Below are 22,591 nucleotides of genomic sequence, written 5' to 3'. Positions count from 1 at the left end.
TCTCCGGTTCTACATTGAAAGTCTAAAATATGGGAAAATCGACATGGTATATGCTGGTTTAACCAGAGCAGGGCGGGCGGCGGCGGCAAGGCGACAACTGTCGGCGAATGGTCTTTGCAAGCCGGGTCTAAAGGTCTATAAGCCGCCGCATATTGAGGGCATCCTGAGGTATGGATGTGAGAACAGGTGAGTGAGATGGCAGACAATTGGACCCCGAGCAGCTGGCGGCAAAAACCGATCCTGCAGGTTCCCGAATATCCCGACGCAGCCGCTTTGGCGGCAACGGAAGCCACGCTCGCCAGCTATCCGCCGCTTGTCTTTGCAGGTGAAGCGCGCCGCCTGAAGAAGCATCTCGCCAATGTCGCCGAAGGCAACGGCTTCCTGCTGCAGGGCGGCGACTGCGCCGAGAGCTTCGCCGAACACGGCGCCGACAATATCCGCGATTTCTTCCGCGCCTTCCTGCAGATGGCCGTGGTGCTGACCTTCGGTGCGCAGTTGCCGGTCGTCAAGGTCGGCCGCATCGCCGGCCAGTTCGCCAAGCCGCGTTCGTCGAATGTCGAGAAGCAGGGCGACGTGACGCTGCCGGCCTATCGCGGCGACATCATCAACGGCATCGAGTTCACCGAGGAGTCGCGCATTCCGAATCCGGAACGCCAGGCCATGGCTTATCGCCAGTCGGCTGCAACGCTGAACCTGCTGCGCGCCTTCGCGATGGGCGGTTACGCCAATCTCGAAAACGTGCATCAGTGGATGCTCGGCTTCGTCAAGGACAGCCCGCAGGGCGAGCGCTACCGCAAACTTGCCGACCGGATCAGCGAAACCATGGATTTCATGAAGGCGATTGGCATTACCTCGGAAAACCATCCGAGCCTGCGCGAGACCGACTTCTTCACCAGCCATGAGGCGCTGCTGCTCGGTTACGAGGAGGCGCTGACCCGTGTCGATTCCACATCGGGCGACTGGTATGCAACGTCGGGCCACATGATCTGGATCGGCGACCGTACGCGCCAGGCCGACCATGCGCATGTCGAATATTGCCGCGGCATCAAGAACCCGATCGGCCTGAAATGCGGCCCGTCGCTGCAGGCCGACGACCTGCTGCAACTGATCGACATCCTGAATCCTGCCAACGAGGCCGGGCGCCTGACGCTGATCTGCCGCTTCGGCCATGAGAAGGTCGCCGACAGCCTGCCGAAGCTCATTCGCGCCGTCGAGCGCGAGGGCCGCAAGGTCGTCTGGTCCTGCGATCCGATGCACGGCAACACGATCACGCTCAACAACTACAAGACCCGTCCCTTCGAGCGGATCCTGTCGGAAGTCGAAAGCTTCTTCCAGATCCACCGCGCCGAAGGCTCGCACCCGGGTGGCATCCATATCGAGATGACCGGCAAGGACGTGACCGAGTGCACCGGCGGCGCCCGCGCGGTCTCCGCAGAAGACCTGCAGGACCGCTACCACACCCATTGCGATCCGCGCCTCAACGCCGACCAGGCGCTCGAGCTGGCCTTCCTGCTTGCCGAACGCATGAAGGGCGGCCGCGACGAAAAGCGGATGGTCGCCAACGGCTGAGATTAGCCTCAAATGATGAAAAAAGCCCGGCGCTGCCGGGCTTTTTTATTGCAGTGGAGGCGCACCAGTCCCTCATATACTCGCCTGGACGCTGTGCAGATTGGCGTAGACGCCGTCTTGCGCCATGAGCTCGTCATGGGTGCCCTGTTCGACGATGCCATCCGCTGTCAGGACCAGGATGCGGTCGGCATGGCGGACGGTCGACAGGCGGTGGGCGATGACCAGGGTGGTTCGGCCGTTTGCCAGGCTGATCAGCGCCTGCTGCACCGCCCGTTCGCTCTCGTTGTCGAGCGCGCTGGTCGCCTCATCGAAGATCAGGATCTCCGGATTCTTGAGGAAGGCGCGGGCGATGGTGATGCGCTGGCGCTGGCCGCCCGAGAGCTTGACGCCGCGTTGGCCGATATCTGTGTCATAGCCATGGGGCAGGGCGATGATGAAGTCGTGCGCATTGGCAGCGCGCGCGGCGGCTTCCAGCTCGGCGTCGGTGGCGTCGGGCCGGCCGTAGCGCAGGTTTTCCGCCACCGTACCGGCAAACAGGTAGACATCCTGCTGCACCACCCCGACATGGCGCCGGAGCGAGGCCAGCGTCACCTCGCGGATATCGATGCCATCGATCTGGATCGCCCCGGCCTCGACATCGTAGAAACGCGGTATCAGCGCGCAAAGCGTGCTCTTGCCGACCCCTGAGGGGCCGACCAGGGCGACGAACTCCCCGGGGGCGATGGTGAGCGACAGCTGCTCGAGCACGCGCGGGCCATCGGCCTCGTAACCGAAGGCGACATCGGTAAAGCTGATTTCACCCCTTGGTGCCGGCATCGGACGCGCCGCCGGCCGATCGGTGATATCGGGCGCGATCTCCAGGATCTCCATGGCCCTGACGAAGCCGGTATAACCCTCCTGCCAGAGGCGCACGAAATTCGCCAACCGCTGCACGGGATCCACCAGCACGGCGACGCAGAGCAGGAAGGTCAGCATATCAGGCACGGTCAGCTCCGCCGCCAGGATGCGCAGGCCGCCGACGATGATCACCAATATGGTGACGAGCTGGGCGAAGGTTTCGGTGCCGACCGAAAACCAGGCCTCGCTGCGGTAGCCCTCGGCGCGGCTTCGCAGGAAGCGCCGGTTCTGCTCGGCGAAGCGTTCCTTCTCCAGCGCCTCGTTGGCGAAGGACTGGACGACGCGGATGCCGGCAAGGGCATCCTCCACCCGCTCGTTGACGGCGGCGATCTGGCGTTTGCTGGCTTCGAGCGCGCGGTTCATGCGGCGGTTGAAATAGAGCGCATAGGCCACCGCCACCGGGGTGAGCAGCAGGATGATGCTTGCCAATGGCGGATCGATGAAGAAGAGCACCAGCATGGCGCCGCCATATTTGAGCACGGCGATGGAGAGATCTTCAGGGCCGTGGTGAAAGAGCTCGCCCAGCCACAGGCTGTCATTGGTGATGCGGCTCATCAGCTGGCCGGTGCGCTGGCGGTCGTAGAAGCTGAACGAGAGCTTCTGGCAGTGCTCGAAGAGTTCCTGCCGCACCGTCGCTTCGATGCGCGCGCCCATGACGTGGCCGCGATAGTCGACGAAGAAGATCGCAGCGATCTGGACAGCTAGAACCGCCAGCATAATGCCGCCCATTGCCAGGATCTGTGCGAAGGCCTGCGGCGCGTCGGGCAGAGCCAGAAGACGGCTCGTGACGACGTTGGCGCAGAGCGGCAGGGCGACCGCCGTGCCGGCGACCAGGATGGCGCAAAGCAGATCCGCCAGCAGCAAAGGCAGGTGCGGACGGTAGTAGGAGAGGAATTTGCGCATACGCGACCAACGCTGCTCGCGGTCGGCGGCATTCGCATCGTCGCGGAGGAATTTCAGGAAGGAGTTATGGCGTCGCGAGCTTTTCCTCGCGCGGGAGAACGAAATGTTCATGAAGCTGAATGTCCTTGTGGGGGATTTTTCCTTTCTGTTCGGACAGGGTCGCTCTCATGTCAGTCTCCCAGGGGGTCGAATGAATTGGACCTTAAGTATCGCCGACAACAGCCGGCAATTCAATGCCGGGATGAGATGAGGTTGGCGGCTGTTGTCGTCGAGCAACAGGTGCTCAAGCCGACCACGCATGCATAGGGCCGGCGATTTTCAAGATTTCTGATGATTTCGTTGAACGGAATGGATTTGACGCCGCGGGCGATCGGCGGCAACGTTCGGTCATAAGCGGGAGAGCGATCATGACCGAACGGTATATAGGCGGCTGCCTTTGCGGCGCCGTGCGATTTTCAACGACGGCGAAGCCAGGACCTGTTGTCGGCTGCCATTGCTCGCAGTGCCGCCGGCAGACGGGGTTTTATTACGCCGCGGTCAACGTGGCCCGCGCGGCTCTTTCGGTTGATGGCACTGAGGCGGTCCGCTGGTACCGGTCAAGCGAAGAGGCGCAGCGCGGCTTCTGCTCGAATTGCGGCTCCGCGCTGTTCTGGCAGGCGGACGGATCGGCGGAGATTTCGGTCATGGCCGGCGCCTTCGACACGCCGAGTGGCCTTGCCTTCGGCCATCATATCTACTGCGCCGACAAGGGCGATTTCTACGAAATATCGGACGGCCTTCCGCAATACGCGGTGAATCCGGTTTAACCCTTGGCGGCAAGCGCAGCGCTGAGGCGAGCCACATCCTCGCGCAGCGCCGTCAGTTCGGTCAGCACGCTCATGTCGATCTTCTGGTGCAGCGAGAGCACCTCGAGCTCGGCCTTGAGATTGACTTCGTAATCCTTGGCGGCCTCGAAGCGGTCGCGCTCGGCCTGGCGGTTCTGCGACATCATGATGATCGGCGCCTGGATGGCGGCAAGCATCGACAGGATCAGGTTCAGGAAGACGAAGGGGTAGGGGTCGAAAGCGCCGGTCGCCAGGATGATGGTGTTGATCACAGTCCAGACGACGAGAAAGGCGAGGAAGGCGATGATGAAGGACCAGGAGCCACCGACGCGGGCGATGCCGTCGGCGACACGCTCGCCGAATGAGGCTTCGGCGGAGAAGGCGGCATTGACGTCGGTCGAGATGATCTTGCGCGCGTGCGCTTTTGCCAGCACGCGCTTCTCGATCGTGCCGAGCTCTTCGGCTGGCTTGTCGAAATGATGGTGCACGAAGTTCGAAAAGTTATTCATGGCTGTGTTTCCGATGCTGTCGCTTCCGGCGCAGTATTCCGCGTCGTCTGTAAATTGCAATGTGTATCGAGTCCCGCGGCGCTCTGGCGCACCCTTCATAAAAATTTCGTCACTGCCGGGTGGTGCTTTCGCGGCGAACATGTTGCCGTTGCGGAAGCTGCAGGCTAAATAAATGACATGACACAGGAAAACGCGCTCTCTGATATCTTCCGCATCGCCATCGGCCAGCTCAATCCAACGGTCGGCGACGTCGCCGGCAATCTTGCCAAGGCGCGCGAGGCGCGCGCCGATGCTGCCCGGGAGGGCGCGCATCTGCTCGTCCTGACCGAGCTTTTCATCTCCGGTTATCCGCCGGAGGACTTGGTGCTGAAGCCCGCCTTCATCCGCGCCTGCTGGAAGGCGGTCGAGAATCTCGCAGCCGATACCGCCGACGGCGGGCCGGGCGTCATCATCGGCTTTCCCCGGCAGGACGGGACCGGGCGCTACAATTCGGTCGCGGTGCTCGACGGCGGCAAAGTGATTGCCGTGCGCGACAAGATCGACCTGCCGAACTATGGCGAATTCGACGAGAAGCGCGTCTTCGACCAAGGCGCCATGCCGGGGCCGGTGAATTTCCGCGGCGTGCGCATCGGCATTCCTATCTGTGAGGATATCTGGGGTGATCTCGGCGTCTGCGAGACGCTGGCCGAAAGCGGGGCGGAAATCCTGCTGTCGCCGAACGGTTCGCCCTATTATCGCGGCAAGGTCGATATCCGCCATCAGGTGGTGCTGAAGCAGGTGATCGAGACCGGCCTGCCGTTGATCTATGCCGCCCAGCTGGGCGGCCAGGACGAACTCGTCTTCGACGGTGCGAGTTTCGGCTTCAATGCCGACAAGTCGCTCGCCTTCCAGATGAGCCAGTTCGAAACGGCGCTGGCGGTGACGACGTGGAAGCGCGGCGACGGCGGCTGGCATTGCGCCGAAGGGCCGATGGCGCATATTCCCGAGCGCGAGGAGGCCGATTACCGCGCCTGCCTGCTCGGCTTTCGCGACTACGTCAACAAGAACGGCTTCAAGACTGTTGTGCTCGGCCTTTCCGGCGGTATCGACTCGGCGATCTGCGCGGCAATCGCTGTCGATGCGCTCGGCGAGGAGCGGGTGCGCACCGTCATGCTGCCCTACCGCTATACTTCCGAGGATTCGCTGAAGGATGCGGCCGATTGCGCCAAGGCGCTTGGGTGCCGCTACGATATCGTGCCGATCGAACAGCCGGTGACGGGTTTCAGCAGCGCGCTCGCCAGCCTTTTCGAAGGCACGGATAGCGGCATCACCGAGGAGAACCTGCAGAGCCGGGCGCGCGGCGTCATCTTGATGGCGATCTCCAACAAGTTTGGTTCGATGGTGGTGACGACGGGCAACAAGTCGGAAATGTCGGTCGGCTACGCGACACTCTATGGTGACATGAACGGCGGCTTCAACCCGATCAAGGACCTCTACAAGATGCAGGTCTATGCGCTTTCCCGCTGGCGCAACGAAAACGTGCCGCCGGGTGCGCTCGGACCATCGGGTGAGGTCATCCCGCAGAATATCATCGACAAGGCGCCGTCGGCCGAGTTGCGTCCGGATCAGAAAGACCAGGATTCGCTGCCGCCCTATCCCGTGCTCGACGATATTCTAGAATGCCTGGTGGAGAAAGAGATGGCGGTCGAGGAGATCGTCGCGCGCGGCCATGACGTTGCGACCGTTCACCGTGTCGAGCATCTGCTCTATCTCGCCGAATACAAGCGCCGGCAATCGGCGCCCGGCGTGAAGATCACCAAAAAGAATTTCGGCCGCGACCGACGTTATCCGATCACCAACCGTTTCCGGGATCGCTAACGCAATCGAGATAGCTAACGCAATCGAGATCGCTGACGCAATCGAGATCGCTGACGGTCAAGACTTTTGGGAGAAACCATGCGCAGCTCGGTTGAGATCTATAATGTCAGGACGGGCAGGGCGCGCGAAGTCTGGCAGACGGACAGGCTGGTCGAGGCGCCGAACTTCTCGCCCGACGGTTCCACCCTGCTTTTGAACGGCGACGGGCTGCTCTACCGATTGCCGCTCGATGGCGGCGAGGTGGTCAAGGTCGATACCGGCTTTGCCGTCAACTGCAACAATGATCACGGCATTTCGCCCGATGGCACTGAGATCGTCATTTCCGACAAGACCGAGTTCGGCAAGTCGGCGATCTATATCCTGCCGATCGAAGGCGGCACGCCGCGGCTCATCACCCAGAACCTGCCATCCTACTGGCATGGCTGGTCGCCGGACGGGCGCCAGCTCGCCTATTGCGGCATCCGCGACGACCTCTTCGATATCTACACCATCTCCGTCGACGGCGGCCCAGAGACGCGGCTGACGCATGGCGAGGGCCGCAATGACGGACCGGATTATTCTGTCGACGGGCAATGGATCTATTTCAATTCCAGCCGCACCGGGCTGATGCAGATCTGGCGCATCCATCCCGATGGCACGGGTCTCCACCAGGTGACGTCGGACGATTACGGCAACTGGTTCGCGCATCCGTCGCCTTCCAATGACAAGGTGCTGATCCTGTCCTACGACCCTTCGGTGTTCGACCATCCGCGCGATCTCGACGTGCGGCTGCGGCTGATGGACATGGACGGCGGCAATCTGAAGACGCTGTTCGAGCTTTTCGGCGGGCAGGGCACGATCAACGTGCCCTGCTGGTCACCTGACGGCGAAGAATTCGCCTATGTCCGGTACTTTCCGGCGGGTTAGGCCGCCGCTGCCTTGCGACGATCGCGTGCCGATTTCGCGAGGTCTTCCAGCACTGCGACCGACATATCCCAATCGATGCAACCGTCGGTGATCGACTGGCCATAGACCAGCGGTTTGCCTAGAACGAGATCCTGGCGGCCGGCGACGAGGTTGCTTTCGATCATCATGCCCTTGATGTCGTTGTTGCCGGCGGCGATCTGCGCTGCGACGGATTTGACGACGCGCGGCTGGTTCAACGGATCCTTGCCGCTGTTGGCATGGCTGGCATCGATGAGGATGCGCGGGGCGACGGCGAGCTTGACGGCTTCGCCGATCACCGCTTCGACGTCGGCCGGTTCATAGTTCGGCCGCTTGCCGCCGCGTAAAATTATGTGGCAGTCCTCATTGCCCGTCGTCGAGGCGATGGCCGCCTGGCCGTCCTTGGTCACGGCCGGGAAGTGATGCGGCTGTGAGGCGGCGAGGATGGCATCCAGCGCCACGCGTGCGCCGCCGTCGGTGCCGTTCTTGAAGCCGATCGGGCAGGAAAGGCCGGAGGCAAGCTGCCGGTGGATCTGGCTTTCGGTCGTGCGCGCGCCGATCGCGCCCCAGCTGACGAGGTCGGCGATGTACTGCGGGGTGATCGTGTCGAGGAATTCGACACCGGCCGGAAGGCCGATTGCATTGATATCGAGCAGCAGGCGTCGTGCAATCCTCAACCCTTCCTCGATGCGGTAGCTGCCGTCGAGGTGTGGGTCGTTGATCAGGCCCTTCCAGCCGACGGTCGTGCGGGGCTTTTCGAAGTAGACGCGCATGACGATCTCGAGATCGCCGGCAAAGCGCCGCCGCTGTTCCTCGAGCCGCGCGGCATATTCCCGGGCGGCAACCGGATCGTGGATGGAGCAGGGGCCGATCACGACAATCAGGCGATCGTCTTCGCCACGGAGAATCTTGTGGATCGCATCGCGGTTGCTGGTCACTGTCTCGGTGACGGCAGTATCGCGGTGAATTTCTGCGAGGATATCGGCGGGTTTGGTGAGGGGCGTGATCTCGAGGATACGTAGATCATCAATGGCATCAGACACGGTATGGCTCCTGTTTGGTCATACCGTGCGGAACAAAAAAGCCGCCAGGTAGACTAGCGGCTGTTCGGGTTGTCGTCGCGTCGAATTCAGTTACGCATGGACCCGCATCCGCTGGGAGCAGCGGTACCAATAAAATCGCGAGGCGTTGATTGACGTGATCGACATGAGGCTGATGTAGCGTCACGCCCGCGCATTGTCACGCAGATTTTTCCGCCTAAACCGGACGCTCCTGGGGACAGCAACTGCTCTTACGCGAGCTACACCCACCGGGCAGGAAGCACGTCGCACTCGATCTCACTCATGCGACGTGCTCAGGGTTTTTGAGATCAGAGGGCGTCGACGTTCACGCCGACGGTGATGGCGCCGATCGGGGTTCCCTTGTCGTCTGAAATCGTGACGCTGGCCTGCGACTGGAGCGTCTGGGTCGATTCATCCTTTTCGATCTCATCGACGAAGACGGCATCCTTGCCGGCGCCGAAGGACTTCTGGAACTTGCCCTCGTCGCCCTGCCAGTAGTCCGAGGTGACGTCGCTTTGGCCGACATTCAGGCCCTTGGCATCCATGACGAAGATCTCGGTGATCTTGCCGCCGGAGGCCTCCTTCTTTGCCTGAAGGAATTTCGACAGCGCATTGTTGAGCACGCCGTCGATCATCGAATGGTCGGAACCATCGACTTCGGCGCGCCACTTCTTGTCGAGGGCGTCGATATCAGCCGCACTCAGGTTGGCATTGGCAGCGTCCTGCGCCTTGACAGCCTCGATGATGGCGGGGTCGTTCAACCAGGGCGTTACGTCGCTCTTCACGTAGTCGAAGATCGGGGCAAGCTTGGCATCCTGCGCCATGGATACGCCCAGGGGCGCGGCAACTGCGGTGCAGGCCAAAAGAAATGCGGGCACGAGTTTCTTCATAACTGTTTCCTTCCTGATTATAGGTTGCTGAGAACTAAGGCTTATCGGACGAAGACGGCGTCAGAACTCCTCCCAGGCACCGGGAGCGGCGGCAACGGCGGCATTTCCTGCATGCCGCTGCACGTAGGCTCTGGGTTCGGGACGAGATTGGCGGGCGGGTTGAACGGGTTTGGTCTGGCTGGCCGCGGACGCGCCGACGACGAACCTGCCGGCCGAGTCCTGCAGAAGGCGTCCCTGCTGCAGCAGTTCCTGGCAGGCCGCGTTTGTTTCCTCGACCATCGCCGCATTCTGCTGCGTCGCCTGATCCATCTGGTTGATCGCGCCGTTGATTTCCTGCAGACCCGTCGCCTGTTCGCGATAGGACTGGACGATGGAAGCGATACTGTCGCTGATGCGGTTGATCTGCTCCTCGATCTTCAGCAGGGCGTCGCCGGTTTCGTTCACCAGCCCGACGCCCGCGGCAACTTCCTGGCCGGACACATTGATCAGGTTCTTGATTTCCTTGGCCGCATTTGCCGACCGCTGGGCGAGTTCACGCACCTCCTGCGCGACAACCGCAAAACCTTTGCCGGCTTCGCCTGCACGTGCCGCCTCGACGCCGGCGTTCAGCGCCAGCAGGTTTGTCTGGAACGCGATTTCATCGATGACGCCGATAATGCGGCCGATCTGGCTCGACGAGGTCTGAATCCGGTCCATCGCCCCAATGGCATCACGCACCACCGTCGCCGAGACATGAGCACTCCGCTTTGTCTCCTCGACCAGTTTCCCGGCATTTTCGGCGCGTTGCGACGATGTTCGGACCGTGGTGGTCACCTCATCCAGTGCGGCAGCGGTCTCTTCCAATGATGCCGCCTGTTGCTCGGTCCGCTTGGCGAGTTGATCTGCGGAGGAGGCAAGCTCGCTCGAGCCGCCTTCAACCGCCACGGAGGCGGCCTTGATCTCCGTCAGCGCGGCGGCGACGGCCTCGACCATGTTGTTGAAATCCTGCCGCAACTTATCGAACTCCGGACCGAGATCGGCCAGGTGTACGGAGAAGTCGCCTGCTGCGAGCTTTTCCAATGCATTTGCGAGAGCGGTCATGACCAGCCGCTGCGTGTTGCTGGCCTCTTCCGTGAATAATGCATTGCGCGCCCGTTCGGCATCGAGCGAAGCGCTCTGCTCGGCAGCGGCCTGCTCCCTTTCGACCTTCGCAATCGCCTCGTGGCGGAAAACTTCCAAGGCACGCGCCAGAAAGCCGATCTCGTCGCCATTTTCCTTGTAGGTGACGGGAGAAGCCAGATCGCCTTTCTGCAAGGCGCTGATCCGTTCGCTGATGATCCGGATCGGCCGGCCAACGAGGCTGCGCATGGCAAGAAGGAAGGCGATGACGGCCAAGGCGGTGATCACGAACTGCGTGAGCAGCGAAACGAGAACCTTCTGCTTGACTTCGGAAGCGATTTTTTCGACGGACCAGTTGGTGACGATATAACCGGTGATCTTGCCTGACTTGTCCAGCGGGAGCGGCGCGGTAATCGTCACCACGCCGGCAGATAACCCGCCGTCATCGATGGTCGTCTTTTCCGGCTTCGCACTCAGGCCTTTCGCCAGATCCGCCGGTGCGGGCAGACCGTTGATGCCGTCCCGTGTCCAGGTGTCGACGGCGGCAGGCTCCGCGTTGAATGCGGCGAATTGCACAAGATCGAGCGAGGGGTCGTCGCGATAGAGCGAATAAGCCTCGCGAACGGCGTTCGCCTTCCCCCATTTCACGCCGCCGGCGGCTAGCGAGGCAAACTGCTCCGCATCCTTGGACCAGTTGGCCTTGGCGCCATCGATCAATGCCCGGGTTTCGTACATCCACGTATAGGTGGCGAAAGCGGAAATGCCGCAGAGGTTGACGGCAACGATAATCGCCGCCAGCTTGGCTGTCAGAGGCATCGTTTTCAAAAATTGGAACATTCCGCGGCGGCCTAGAATTGCGGCTCAGTCGGACATGTTCCCGACCGGCGTCTCAATACGGGCATCGACGCTGACGGTCACATCACGAGCGCTCATGCCCATGTCCTGATAGCGACCCAAAACGCGCAAAACGCAGTGTGTATTTGATATGTGAATAAATCATAAAGTAGAAGGGATGTCGGAGCACACGCGTGTTATTTCGCTATCACGCCCATTGGAGATCTGCCTCGCCCCGCTGGGGAGAAGAGGTAGGTCGCGCGTCCGTGTTCCCTACGCCTCGGCCGAAGAAAAGAGACAGATGGCACCGCTTGGCGCGCGGCTAGAATCAACCATCTGGTTCGCGGCTTGCCGCCGCGCCGGTTTGCTGAAATAGATGCGCCGTCAGGTGCCCGCCGGTAAGGCGGGAGAATCGGGAATCCGGTGCAAGGCCGGAACGTGCCCAACGCTGTAAGGCCTACGTTTGCCGCTTCATCTCGCCACTGGCTTCTCGCCGGGAAGGCTGCGGCAGACGGATGACGCCGAGTCAGAAGACCGGCCTGACTAGATAGACCGATCCGCGCGGACGGCGGAGCGGTTGCGTTGTTGGGGATTTGACGATGCGACCCTTTGATGAGGATGCCCTTTCGGCGGCGTCCGGTTTTTCCTTGGCCGAACGCGAGGCCGTCTATCATGCGATCATGACGCGGCGCGACGTTCGCAGCCAGTTCCTGCCCGATCCCTTGCCGGATGACCTTGTGCGGCGGCTGCTGACGGCAGCCCATCATGCACCCTCCGTCGGCTTCATGCAGCCGTGGAATTTCATTCTGGTGAAAAGTGCCGCTGTCCGGACGCGCGTCCGGGATGCCTTCGCGAGCGCCAACGACGAGGCGGCGCTGATGTTTGCCGGCGAGCGGCGGCAGGCCTACCGCGCCCTCAAGCTTGAAGGTATCGTCGAGGCGCCGCTCGGCATATGCGTGACCTGCGATCCCACCCGCAGCGGCAGCGTCGTGCTGGGGCGCACGCACAATTCCAGGATGGATAGCTATTCCACAGTCTGCGCCATCCAGAATCTCTGGCTTGCGGCGCGGGCGGAAGGGGTCGGCATCGGCTGGGTCAGCATTTTTCGCGACGGCGACCTGAGAACAATTCTCGGCATACCCGAGCATATCGAGGTGGTCGCCTGGCTCTGTGCCGGTTTCGTCGATCGCCTCTATGACGAGCCGGAACTCTCCGTCAAAGGCTGGCGGCAGCGGCTGCCGCTCGATGAACTCGTCTTCTACGATGGATGGGGACTGAACACCTAAAGCGCGTCGCGATCTTTCGATGCCGGTATCGCCGACGCCGTGCGAGGCCGAGTGATATCTTTATTCCTGACCTTCATATCGATACGCTGAAAGCGAAATCCCGGAACTAGATATTCGGCTATCTGCGGCTCAATCGGAGGATAACGGCCCAATGAACATGATCGACTTGAAGGAGCGGATCATCGTGATCACAGGCGGTGCGCGCGGCATCGGCTATGCTATCGCAGAGCGCGTCATCCAGTCTGGTGGCAAGGTGGCCATCTGGGACCTGAACGAAAACCTGGCGAAGGACAGCGCTTCCGCTCTCGGATCCGGTACGGTCGCTTTCGGCGTCAACGTCGCAGATCCCGTATCAGTGAAAAACGCGGCGGCGACGACCGAAGAGATTTTTGGCCGTATCGACGGGCTCGTCAATTCCGCCGGGATTACCGGTCCGGTAAAGCCCGCGATCGAATACGATGTCAGCGAGTGGAAAGACGTCATCGATGTCTGCCTCACGGGAACCTTCAATTGTTGCCGGCACGTCGTTCCAGTCATGTTAAAGCGCGACTACGGGCGGATCGTGAACATCTCCTCGGTTGCGGGCAAGGAAGGAAATCCGAACATCGCCGCCTACAGCGCAGCGAAAGCTGGTGTGCTGGGCTTCACCAAGTCTCTTGGCAAGGAACTCGCAAAGACGGGAATCGCCGTGAACGCGGTAACGCCGACCACCGCAAAGACACCTATATTGGACGGGCTGACACCCGAGTTTATCGAATATATGCGCGTCCGCATTCCGCGCGATCGTTTCGTTGAACTTGGTGAGATCGCTTCGATGGTCGTCTGGCTGCTCTCCGAAGAGAATTCCTTCACGACCGCATCGACGTTCGACCTGAGCGGCGGTCGTACGACCTACTGACCATGCTCAAGCGACCCGCATTCACATCCCGCCGAATGTTCACGTGACATCGCCGCATCTCATGCACCCTGGCACAACGTCGCTATGGTTCCGCCGCCGCTGTTCCAGCTGTTCAATCACTGCTGCTGTTGCGGCTGCGGGCCCGGCGTTGCCGGGTTGGCGAGGTCGATCGAGCCTTGATCGCCGGCCAGAAACTGCGGACCGACCTGACGGACGCGGTTCTGCGTCGGATCATAGGGGCGCTCGGGAACAGATGGTTGCGGCGCGGCGGCTGCGGCATCCTTCGCCGGAGGGGTGGTGCGGATGGTGGTGATCGAGCCCTGCTGCGGCGGTTCGCTCATCGCCTGCTTACCGCGCATCTCCTCGTAATAGGCGTTGAGATTGCAGGCGCAGGAGGACTTTTCCCCCGGCGTGCGGTTCTTGTAGGCAAAGGCGTTCTTCATGGCGCTGTAGGGCGTGCCCGTTGCGACCGAGATCATGTTCGAGGCTTCGGTGCTCGTCACGTCGCGATAGAACAATTCGGTCTCGATACCCGGGCACATCTTGGCGCAGGTCTGGGCGTCGCGGCCGAAATCGACCGATGTGGCGTTCGAACTGATCGGGAAGAAGCCGCCGTCGCAGCTGCGCACGCACATGGTGCTGACTGGCGACAGCATCTCGGCCCGCGGCAGGCCGTAACGTGGATCGACCTCTTCGCCGCCGCCGAGCGGGATGAAGGTATCGGCGCGCATCGCCTGTTCCTCGACACTCGGGGGCGGCTCGGCGGCGCTGCGCTCGTCCGGGGCATAGAAGTTTTCGCTGTTGCAGCCATTGCGGTCGAGAGCAGCCATCAGTTCGCGGCGGGCTTGGTCGTTGTCGCTGCCCCGGCCGAGCAATTCGGCACGGCGGTCCTGGAGATAGCGGATATTGTCGATCATGCGGGCTTCGGATTGCGAGAGCTCATCGCAATAATCGGCATTCTCGCCGCCGATCACGACCATGCTGCCCGACGTGCAGTCATTGCTGCGCAGCTCGTTGCGGACCTTGCGCAACTCGAGGTTCTGTTCTGCCAGGGCGCTGGAATAGTGGCGGGCTTCCGGCCCGTTGCCATTGCCGATCGATCGCGGCAGGTCGGCAAGGCGGCCGCGCAGATCCTCACAGATTGCGCTGCTTTGCGCGGCGGCAGGCGCCGCAAGGGCAAGGAGAAGGACAAGAGACAGGTTTCGGCGTTTCACGGCGTCGTCCCGGAATGAGCAAAGAATCGATCGGTCGATTGCGGCCTCGATCGCCGCGCGTTGTCTCTTAACGTGTTTCTCTTAATAAGCTTGGAGAAATTCCTAGCGCATTTTCGCGATCTTATCCAGCAGGCCACGTCCGCCGAGGGACGTCAGCTGCCATTCGCGCCGTATTCCAGTCATTGATCCATCTCACCCCCAGCCAAAACTGGAAGCGATCATGGGGCCAGTCGCGTTGACGGTATGCGCCATACCGATTAAGCAAATACAATAAATGATTGACCTATTAAATTAATAATGCAACCATACATAAGCTTAAATCGCCTGATGCTGGCGATGCGATTAGTATCTCTTTTTATGGTTGCCATAGAAGTACTTGTCGCCCTTGGTAATGCCGCTGGGGGCGATGGGTACGACTTTAACCTGTTGAGAGTACCGAGCACCGGACTTAGGCCCGCTGTTCGATAGCTATCGGTTGCTATGTCGACCTTCGTGCAACGCGAATGCCGCGCTTGATGCGTGCCCCAAGCATTTTCTATTCGATCAACTTTTCCGTAGGCTTAGGAGGAATGAGCATGAGAAAAGTGTCGCTTGCGAGAATGATTTTCAACGGCTTTGTTTCGATTTCCCTCCCTTTCACCGCGTTGGCGGCGGAACCGCCTTCCTGTCCACGCGCAGATGGTAAGCTGACCGCCGACGCGTTGAAAACAGTCGTTATCACTCAGAAGGATCATTCCACGGTCTTTGATGGAGATCGTTTTTCTCTTTCACTTACCCTGCAATCCATTCTTGCCACGGCCTTCACGCCCAAAACGGGATCTCCCATCCCTGTCGAACAGCAGAAAGCGCTCGCGTCGTCCCACACCGAACAGCTTGCGCTGTTGACGAGCTTGATCCGATCATTTCGGAATCTGGATCGTTCATCCAATGGTGTCACCAACAACGCAACGTTCCGCCTACACGAGGCCGAGCTGGAGCCAGAGGCGCTATTGGCTTCCATGAAACCTGTAGGCCTGTTCAACCGCTTCGACCTTGCTCCCGCGAATTGGAGCTACTGTGGGGAGCATCGCGTGGTGTACGCAATGGGTACCGGAACAAATCGAATGTTCCTGATATTCGAGGCTGCCGTCGACAATCCCGACCCTACGAACGCCGAAATCGGCTGTCACCGCATTGCCGAATTCTGGGGAGGACTACAGTCCAAGCCGGAGGGCGAACTGCCGGATGCTCTTCGCAGTTTTTACTATGACGGTGAATTGGGTGACGGCAAACCGCCTATCACGCCCGTGCTTCACAACCAGCACTTCGGCGTTCCCTTCGGTCAGGTGAGAGGCAATCTTTTCCTTACGCAGCCGGAAGGGCCTGGCGTCATTCCATGGATGCTGAGGGAATGGCGGACATTTCCTTCGGCTCAGTCTGTCACGACACTCGTCCCAGATACGGTGAAGTCCAACCCAAACCCCGAACTCTACAATGACGACCCGATCAATCTTGCCGGCAACGGCCGCGACCAAGGGTTTGTTGATCTTCGCGCCGAGTTTCAAGACAAGTTCGTTGTCAGTCATGTCAGAGAATTAATCGACGTGGATCTCGAGGCGGCGCTACAAGGTCGGAAACCCACAGGCGACGAGCTATTCAACCAGCTGAGCGCCGCTTTCGACGACAAGTTCAATGATTTTGAAAGCGTTTCGCAAGGCAGCGCAGATGTCGTACGCGGTTCCTCCAGTCTGATCTCGCGGATCGATCATGAGTTGATGAAATACAAGCTTCCCACTGGTTGGACTCTCACTCCGGAACACATTCTGGCGCGTGCCGAGGCGCTGAGCTGCGCAGGCTGCCACAACCTTACACAGGGCAAGGAGATAGCGCCACAAGCTGATATCAAATGGCCGAATGCATTGGCTTTCACACACATAAATGAGAAGGCCGAACTGTCCGAGGCGCTTGTGAACAGCTTTCTTCCCGCGCGTTGTGACAATCTTCAAAGATTTTTGCGACGCACAGAGCCGACCGTTGCGCTCAGTGAGCCGAGCAGCGAGGTTCGGACACCAGCCCTTGCAAAAACGCGCCTTTCGGTTACGACATTTGAAAATGCGATAACCGATGCAGAAACATCGACCGCACTTTCTGAGCTGGCGTCGGACATCCAGACAGCGAGACAGCAGGATAGCGTTACCGCTGGCGCGTTCAGAAGGTTTCGGCGAACGCACTGAAACTTTCACACGCCCAGTATTTTCTCGATCTTATTGAGCAGATGCCCCGCCTTCCAAAGGGAGGGCGGGAGCAGCTTCGAGCCGGCAGTGATTATCGTACATCACAAAAGGTCGTCGTTCGCACACAGCTCACTCCGGTCGCCAGACCATCAGACCCGCCTGGAGCGCGCCATTTCGGCGCGCATCCAGCTTGAGTCTCCCCATGTCGAGAGCCAGATCATCAGGTCGGTAAGCGCGGCGACGACGGGCAGAAGCAGTGCGTGGCCGACGCCGCGCCTTGTCTGGTTTTTCTCGGCCTTCCTGAGGTGAGCCAATTCCTCTTCCTGAATGGAGGCAATAAGGCCGTGAAGCTGTGGATCACGGGTCTCCAGGAAAGCCAATTGATCTTCCAGATGACGGTGAACCGTGCTTTCGACCGCCTCGGTGCAGATCCAGACCATGTTGCGTCCGCCGAGGGCTGTGAGAAAACCGAGCACATAACCGCCGAGGCTCCAGAATGCCATGACGCGGCAGGGCTTGGCATCCCTGGTGGGCATTGCGTCTCGAAACAGGCGGCAATGCTCGATCTCGTCGTCCCGCATGGCACAAAGCGCCGGCACGATGTCAGGAAACAGCCGACGGGCCATCCAGATCTGTGCGCCGTAGATGCGAATTGCGCCGAACTCGCCGGCGTGATTGACCTTGAGAATGCGGCGAACGGTTAAAGCTCCATCGCGCTTACCTGTCTTGTTCAACGGATTGTCCATGATCCACGCTGCCCACTGTTCCCGGTACACAATAAGGCACTGGTGCCGCCATGATCGTCAACGGTTGACACAGTGGATGAGGTGCAATTCCAATGAGCGGGCGCGGCGAAAGCGAGAATGGCGGAGACAATGACAGGCATTTCCAATGAACTCCGCTCCCCTGCGACGACGATTGGAATACCGGAAATCCAACACGGCCTTCATGTCTTCGTGGATGGTTGTCATGAGCCCGGCTCCGCGCAAGGAGGATGGGCATTTGTCGTTTACCGCGATGCCGTGGAAATCGGCTCCGGTTTTGGTGGCGTCGAAGATTCCGCCAATAATTCGATGGAATTGATCGCTGTCCTCAAGGCAGCACTATGGATCAATAGCGAAGCGTCGGGCGAAGCTGCGACCATCTGGTCGGACTCCATCTACGCCGTCAAAGGCTGCAACAGCAGGCGACATATCTGGAAGAACAATGGCTGGAAGAAAAGCAGCCCAAATGGGAATGGCCGAAGCCGAACGATCGCCAATGCGGAACTCTGGAAAGCGTTGGATCTTCAGTTATCCCGGAACGCTCTGGTGACCATTGCCTGGTGTAAGGGACATTCCGGCATTGACGGCAACGAACGCGCGGATGAACTGGCGGATAGAGGGCGCCTGTCGTTGCGGGGTACCTGATCTGTGTGACATCAGGACATGTATCGGAGCGGCTTCAAGGGCCGCTCGTACCAAAGGATTTTATCCCAGGGCCCCGTGCCTGGTATCTGCTGCACCTGATACAGATGCTCGGGACAAAGCTCGAGCATGACGAAAGAAGCGTTGGTCGGCTTGTCGGCAGTCTGAGCCGGCTCACGCCGGTTGCGATGCCTCGACGACGGCGAGCGCTGCCATATTGACGACGCCGCGGGAGGTGACCGAGGGGGCGAGGATATGGGCGGGTAGCGCCGTGCCGAGGAGGATCGGGCCGACATGCAGGCCGTCCGTCATCGACTTCACCACACCGAGGGTGATGTTGGCGGCATCGAGGTTCGGGAAGACCAGGAGGTTCGCCTCATCGTGCAGCGTCGTGTCCGGCATGACGCGCTTGCGCAGCGCTTCGGTGATGGCGCTTTCGCCGTGCATCTCGCCGTCGACTTCAAGGTCCGGTGCAGCGTCACGCACGAGCTGCAGGGCGCTGCGCATCTTCGTGGCGCTTTCGGATTCACGCGAGCCGAAGTTGGAATGCGAGACTAGGGCGGCGCGCGGGGTGATGCCGAAACGGCGGATTTCCTCGGCCGCCAGCACCGTCGCCTCGGCAACCTCCTCGGCGGTCGGATTGAAGGTGACGTAGGTGTCGGTGAAGAAGGTGGCGCCGCGCTGCGAAATCATCAGGCTGAGTGCGGAGAAATCGCGGACATTCTTGCGCTTGCCAATGATCTGGCGAACATCGCGCAGGTGCTTCTCGTAGCGACCTTCGAGGCCGCAGATCAGCGCATCGGCCTCGCCACGCCTCAGCGCCAGCGCGCCGATGACGGTGGTATTGGTGCGCACGATCGTGCGGGCCGCTTCCGGGATGACGCCGCGCCGGCCGACGAGGGAGAAATAAAGATCGACATATTCGCGGAAACGCGGATCGTCTTCCGGATTGATGACTTCGAAATCCTGCAGCGGCCGGATGCGCAGGCCGTAGCGCTTCAGGCGCGTCTCGATGACTTGCGGGCGGCCGATCAGGATCGGTTCGGCAAGGCCTTCTTCGAGCAGCACCTGGGCGGCGCGCAGCACGCGCTCGTCCTCGCCTTCGGAGAAGATGACGCGCTTGCGCTCGGCGGCCTTGGCGGCGGTGAAGATCGGCTTCATGACGAAGCCGGAGCGGAAGACGAAGCGGTTCAGCTGGTCGAGATAGGCGTCGAAATCCTGGATCGGGCGGCGTGCCACCCCGCTCTGTTCGGCGGCCTTGGCGACGGCCGGTGCGATGCGCAGGATCAGCCGCGGATCGAAGGGCGAGGGGATGAGGTAGTCAGGGCCGAAGACCGGAGTTTCACCGGAATAGGCGCGGGCGGCGACGTCGGAGGGCTCTTCGCGGGCAAGTGCGGCGATGGCGCGCACGGCCGCCATCTTCATTTCTTCATTGATCGTCTCGGCGCCGCAATCGAGCGCGCCGCGGAAGATATAGGGGAAGCAGAGGACGTTGTTGACCTGGTTGGCGAAATCCGAGCGGCCGGTGCAGATCATCGCGTCGGGGCGGGCAGCACGGGCGAGATCGGGCATGATCTCGGGCGTCGGATTGGCGAGCGCCATGATCAGCGGCTTGTCGGCCATCTGCGCCAGCAGCTCCGGCTTCAGCACGCCGGCGGCGGAAAGGCCGAGGAAGACGTCGGCGCCGCCGATATTTTCGGCGAGCGTGCGCGTCTCGCTCTTCTGGGCATAGATGGATTTCCATTCATCCATCAGCTCGATGCGGCCCTCATAGACGAGGCCTTCGAGATCGTGGACCCAGATGTTTTCGCGTTTTGCCCCGAGAATGACAAGCAGGTTGAGGCAGGCTAGGGCGGCAGCACCGGCTCCGGAGGCGACGATCTTGATGTCGGCGATGTTCTTGCCGGCGAGCTCCAGCCCGTTCAGGATCGCGGCGGCGACGATGATCGCCGTGCCATGCTGATCATCGTGGAAGACGGGGATCTTCATCTTTTCGCGCAGGCGCCGCTCGACGTCGAAACATTCCGGCGCCTTGATGTCTTCGAGGTTGATGCCGCCGAATGTCGGCTCCAGCGAGGCGATGGTCGAGACCATCTGGTCGACGCTTGCCGCGTCGATCTCGATATCGAAGACGTCGATGCCGGCGAATTTCTTGAAGAGTACGGCTTTGCCCTCCATGACCGGTTTGGAGGCAAGCGGGCCGATATTGCCGAGGCCAAGCACGGCGGTGCCGTTGGAGATGACGGCGACGAGATTGGCGCGCGAGGTATATTCTGCCGCCATTTCGGGATTGTCGCGGATGGCAAGGCAAGGGGCGGCAACGCCGGGCGAATAGGCAAGCGCCAGGTCGCGCTGGTTGCCGAGCGGCTTTGTCGCCTGGATCTCAAGCTTGCCGGGGCGGGGATAGCGGTGGAAGAAAAGCGCCTGTTCGTCGAGATCGCCGCTCGTCAGGTTCTTTTCCGTCTTCGATTTTTCCAGGTGATCCATCGCCGCCTCCGTGCACGTCTTTTGAGCTCCCTCCATACATCAATCGGATACGCGCGACAGTACGGAAATGAGGGATGGGAGAAGTTTTCGTGAGGTGGGCGGGGTCCCGCGGGACGACCATTCGACCCTGATGCCAATGGCTAATCCTTTTGGAAAACTTGTTTGACGACTTCAACAAGCGCAAAATGCCGCCGCGACGGTGCGGGGCGCCGGTCGCATGGAGGAAATCATGGACAATTTGAACCTGACGACCCTGCAAAGGGGTCAGACGATGGTCAATGACGTGGCCATCGATGCCTTTGCCGCCGGATTTCGCGGCAGTCTCCTGACCAGCAAGGATATGGATTACAACGAGGCGCGGACGATCTGGAATGCGATGATCGACCGCCGGCCCGGGCTTATTGCGCGCTGTGCCGGTGCCGCCGATGTCGTGCGGGCGGTGCGGTTTGCACGCGACAACAATCTGCTCGTTTCAGTTCGCGGCGGCGGGCACGGCATTGCCGGCAATGCCGTCTGCGAGGGTGGTGAGGTCATCGACCTGTCGGCGATGAAATCGGTGCGAGTCGATCCGCAAACGCGGCGCGCCAGGATCGAGCCGGGCGCCACGCTTGCCGATGTCGACAAGGAAACGCTGGCCTTCGGGCTGGTGCTGCCGACCGGCATCAATTCCACCACCGGCATCGCCGGGCTGACGCTCGGCGGCGGCTTCGGCTGGCTCACACGCAAATTCGGGCTGACGCTCGATAATCTGCTTTCAGTGGACGTGGTGACGGCCGATGGTGAGTTGGTCAAGGCGAGCGAGACGGAAAAGCCGGACCTCTTCTGGGCGTTGCGCGGCGGCGGCGGCAATTTCGGTGTCGTCACATCCTTTGAATTTAAACTCAACCCGCTCAATCCGGAGGTGCTCGCCGGGCTGGTCGTGCATCCCTTCGCCGATGCGGAGAAGGTGCTGAGGGAATATCGGCAGGCGCTGGACGCGGCACCCGATGAGCTGACCTGCTGGGTGGTGATGCGCCAGGCGCCGCCGCTGCCGTTCCTTCCGGCCGAATGGCACGGCAAGGAGATCGTCGTGCTCGCCATGTGCTATTGCGGAGACATCGCTGCGGGCGAAAAGGCGGCGGCCAGATTGCGCACCATCGGAAATCCGATTGCCGACGTCGTTGGCCCGGTGCCGTTTACCGGCTGGCAGCAGGCATTCGACCCGCTGCTCACGCCCGGTGCACGCAATTACTGGAAGAGCCAGGATTTCGCCTCGCTCTCGGATGCGGCGATCGATGTGCTGCTCAAGGCCGTGCGCAAGCTGCCCGGACCGGAATGCGAGATCTTCATCGGCCATGTCGGCGGTGCTGCCGGGCGTGTGCCCATCGAGGCCACCGCATTTCCGCAACGCAGCTCGCATTTCGTCATGAATGTGCATGCGCGCTGGCGGGAGGCCGGGGTGGACGGAAGCTGCATCGGCTGGGCGCGGGAGCTCTTCGAGGCTACCAAGCCGCATTCTGTCGGCACCGCCTACATCAACTTCATGCCCGAAGACGAAGGCGATCGCGTCGAGACCGCCTACGGCGCCAACTACGCTCGCCTTGCCGAGATCAAGCGGCGCTACGATCCGAACAATCTGTTCCGGATGAACCAGAATGTTAAACCGACGGCGTCAGTGCGCGCTGCCTAGCCCCGACGATCCCGTGCTCGGGTGATATACCCGGGCGCGGGATGAGGCGCCG

General features: G+C 61.0%; 17 protein-coding genes and 1 riboswitch. Of the genes, 9 read left to right on the top strand and 8 right to left on the bottom strand.

The annotated features are described in order from the left end of the window. Positions 1-195 precede the first annotated feature (195 nt). Positions 196-1,569: a class II 3-deoxy-7-phosphoheptulonate synthase gene (locus tag G9X68_RS12890; RefSeq protein WP_029875504.1), complete on the top strand. Its 1,374-nt coding sequence runs from the start codon at positions 196-198 to the stop codon at positions 1,567-1,569. 72 nt (positions 1,570-1,641) lie between these two features. On the opposite strand, the gene G9X68_RS12885 is transcribed toward G9X68_RS12890, so the two are convergent. Then, the gene (locus tag G9X68_RS12885) at positions 1,642-3,480 is read right to left on the bottom strand and encodes an ABC transporter ATP-binding protein (RefSeq protein WP_171602676.1); all 1,839 of its coding nucleotides are present in this window, start codon (positions 3,478-3,480) and stop codon (positions 1,642-1,644) included. A 296-nt stretch (positions 3,481-3,776) separates the two neighbouring features. On the opposite strand from G9X68_RS12885, the gene G9X68_RS12880 reads away from it, so the two are divergent. Beyond that, a complete protein-coding gene (locus tag G9X68_RS12880; protein WP_171602675.1) occupies positions 3,777-4,175 on the top strand; it encodes a GFA family protein in 399 nt (132 codons plus the stop codon). On the opposite strand, the gene G9X68_RS12875 is transcribed toward G9X68_RS12880, so the two are convergent. Further along, positions 4,172-4,702, bottom strand: a complete 531-nt coding sequence (locus G9X68_RS12875) for a DUF1003 domain-containing protein (protein ID WP_171602674.1) — start codon at positions 4,700-4,702, stop codon at positions 4,172-4,174. The genes G9X68_RS12880 and G9X68_RS12875 overlap by 4 nt on opposite strands. Positions 4,703-4,879: 177 nt before the next feature. On the opposite strand from G9X68_RS12875, the gene G9X68_RS12870 reads away from it, so the two are divergent. Both G9X68_RS12870 and G9X68_RS12865 read left to right on the top strand, forming a co-directional pair. Continuing rightward, entirely contained in the window at positions 4,880-6,559 is a 1,680-nt protein-coding gene (locus tag G9X68_RS12870; RefSeq protein WP_171602673.1) for an NAD+ synthase, read from the top strand. A 78-nt stretch (positions 6,560-6,637) separates the two neighbouring features. Then, positions 6,638-7,465 carry a TolB family protein gene (locus G9X68_RS12865; protein ID WP_171602672.1) on the top strand — a complete coding sequence of 276 codons (828 nt, stop codon included), beginning with the start codon at positions 6,638-6,640 and terminating at the stop codon, positions 7,463-7,465. On the opposite strand, the gene G9X68_RS12860 is transcribed toward G9X68_RS12865, so the two are convergent. The 3 genes from G9X68_RS12860 to G9X68_RS12850 all read right to left on the bottom strand — a co-directional run bounded on the left by G9X68_RS12860 (position 7,462) and on the right by G9X68_RS12850 (position 11,369). Beyond that, complete coding sequence (locus tag G9X68_RS12860) at positions 7,462-8,526, bottom strand: 3-deoxy-7-phosphoheptulonate synthase (RefSeq protein ID WP_171602671.1); 1,065 nt, start codon at positions 8,524-8,526, stop codon at positions 7,462-7,464. The two genes, G9X68_RS12865 and G9X68_RS12860, sit on opposite strands and share 4 nt — an antisense overlap. Positions 8,527-8,852: 326 nt before the next feature. After that, on the bottom strand, positions 8,853-9,434 hold the full coding sequence (locus G9X68_RS12855; protein WP_171602670.1) for a hypothetical protein: 582 nt from the start codon (positions 9,432-9,434) through the stop codon (positions 8,853-8,855). Positions 9,435-9,494: 60 nt separating this feature from the next. Continuing rightward, positions 9,495-11,369: a methyl-accepting chemotaxis protein gene (locus G9X68_RS12850; protein ID WP_171602669.1), complete on the bottom strand. Its 1,875-nt coding sequence runs from the start codon at positions 11,367-11,369 to the stop codon at positions 9,495-9,497. A 366-nt stretch (positions 11,370-11,735) separates the two neighbouring features. Continuing rightward, a riboswitch (cobalamin riboswitch) is annotated at positions 11,736-11,923 on the top strand. A gap of 42 nt (positions 11,924-11,965) precedes the next feature. Here G9X68_RS12850 and bluB point away from each other — a divergent pair. Together bluB and G9X68_RS12840 are read left to right on the top strand one after the other, a co-directional pair. Then, complete coding sequence (gene bluB, locus G9X68_RS12845) at positions 11,966-12,652, top strand: 5,6-dimethylbenzimidazole synthase (RefSeq protein ID WP_171602668.1); 687 nt, start codon at positions 11,966-11,968, stop codon at positions 12,650-12,652. Between the two features lie 151 nt (positions 12,653-12,803). Beyond that, positions 12,804-13,550, top strand: a complete 747-nt coding sequence (locus G9X68_RS12840; protein ID WP_171602667.1) for an SDR family NAD(P)-dependent oxidoreductase — start codon at positions 12,804-12,806, stop codon at positions 13,548-13,550. 116 nt (positions 13,551-13,666) lie between these two features. Here the strand turns inward: G9X68_RS12840 and G9X68_RS12835 are convergent, their stop codons facing one another. Beyond that, on the bottom strand, positions 13,667-14,764 hold the full coding sequence (locus G9X68_RS12835; RefSeq protein WP_171602666.1) for a DUF2865 domain-containing protein: 1,098 nt from the start codon (positions 14,762-14,764) through the stop codon (positions 13,667-13,669). A gap of 575 nt (positions 14,765-15,339) precedes the next feature. On the opposite strand from G9X68_RS12835, the gene G9X68_RS12830 reads away from it, so the two are divergent. Beyond that, positions 15,340-16,977: a hypothetical protein gene (locus G9X68_RS12830; protein WP_171602665.1), complete on the top strand. Its 1,638-nt coding sequence runs from the start codon at positions 15,340-15,342 to the stop codon at positions 16,975-16,977. Between the two features lie 149 nt (positions 16,978-17,126). Here G9X68_RS12830 and G9X68_RS12825 read toward each other — a convergent pair whose 3' ends face one another. After that, complete coding sequence (locus tag G9X68_RS12825; RefSeq protein ID WP_171602664.1) at positions 17,127-17,723, bottom strand: demethoxyubiquinone hydroxylase family protein; 597 nt, start codon at positions 17,721-17,723, stop codon at positions 17,127-17,129. 129 nt (positions 17,724-17,852) lie between these two features. On the opposite strand from G9X68_RS12825, the gene G9X68_RS12820 reads away from it, so the two are divergent. After that, positions 17,853-18,386, top strand: coding sequence for a ribonuclease H family protein (locus G9X68_RS12820; RefSeq protein ID WP_171602663.1), 534 nt, complete (start codon positions 17,853-17,855; stop codon positions 18,384-18,386). A gap of 171 nt (positions 18,387-18,557) precedes the next feature. Here the strand turns inward: G9X68_RS12820 and G9X68_RS12815 are convergent, their stop codons facing one another. Then, positions 18,558-20,870 (bottom strand): NADP-dependent malic enzyme, encoded by a 2,313-nt coding sequence (locus tag G9X68_RS12815; protein ID WP_168311191.1) that lies wholly within the window; start codon positions 20,868-20,870, stop codon positions 18,558-18,560. Between the two features lie 229 nt (positions 20,871-21,099). On the opposite strand from G9X68_RS12815, the gene G9X68_RS12810 reads away from it, so the two are divergent. Further along, entirely contained in the window at positions 21,100-22,539 is a 1,440-nt protein-coding gene (locus G9X68_RS12810) for an FAD-binding oxidoreductase (protein ID WP_171602662.1), read from the top strand. The last annotated feature ends 52 nt before the right edge of the window (positions 22,540-22,591 follow it).

The organism is Rhizobium changzhiense, assembly GCF_013087625.1.
Lineage (GTDB): Bacteria > Pseudomonadota > Alphaproteobacteria > Rhizobiales > Rhizobiaceae > Rhizobium > Rhizobium sophorae.
Note: the sequence above shows the minus strand (reverse complement) of the source record. Positions and strands in the feature narration are given on the sequence as shown.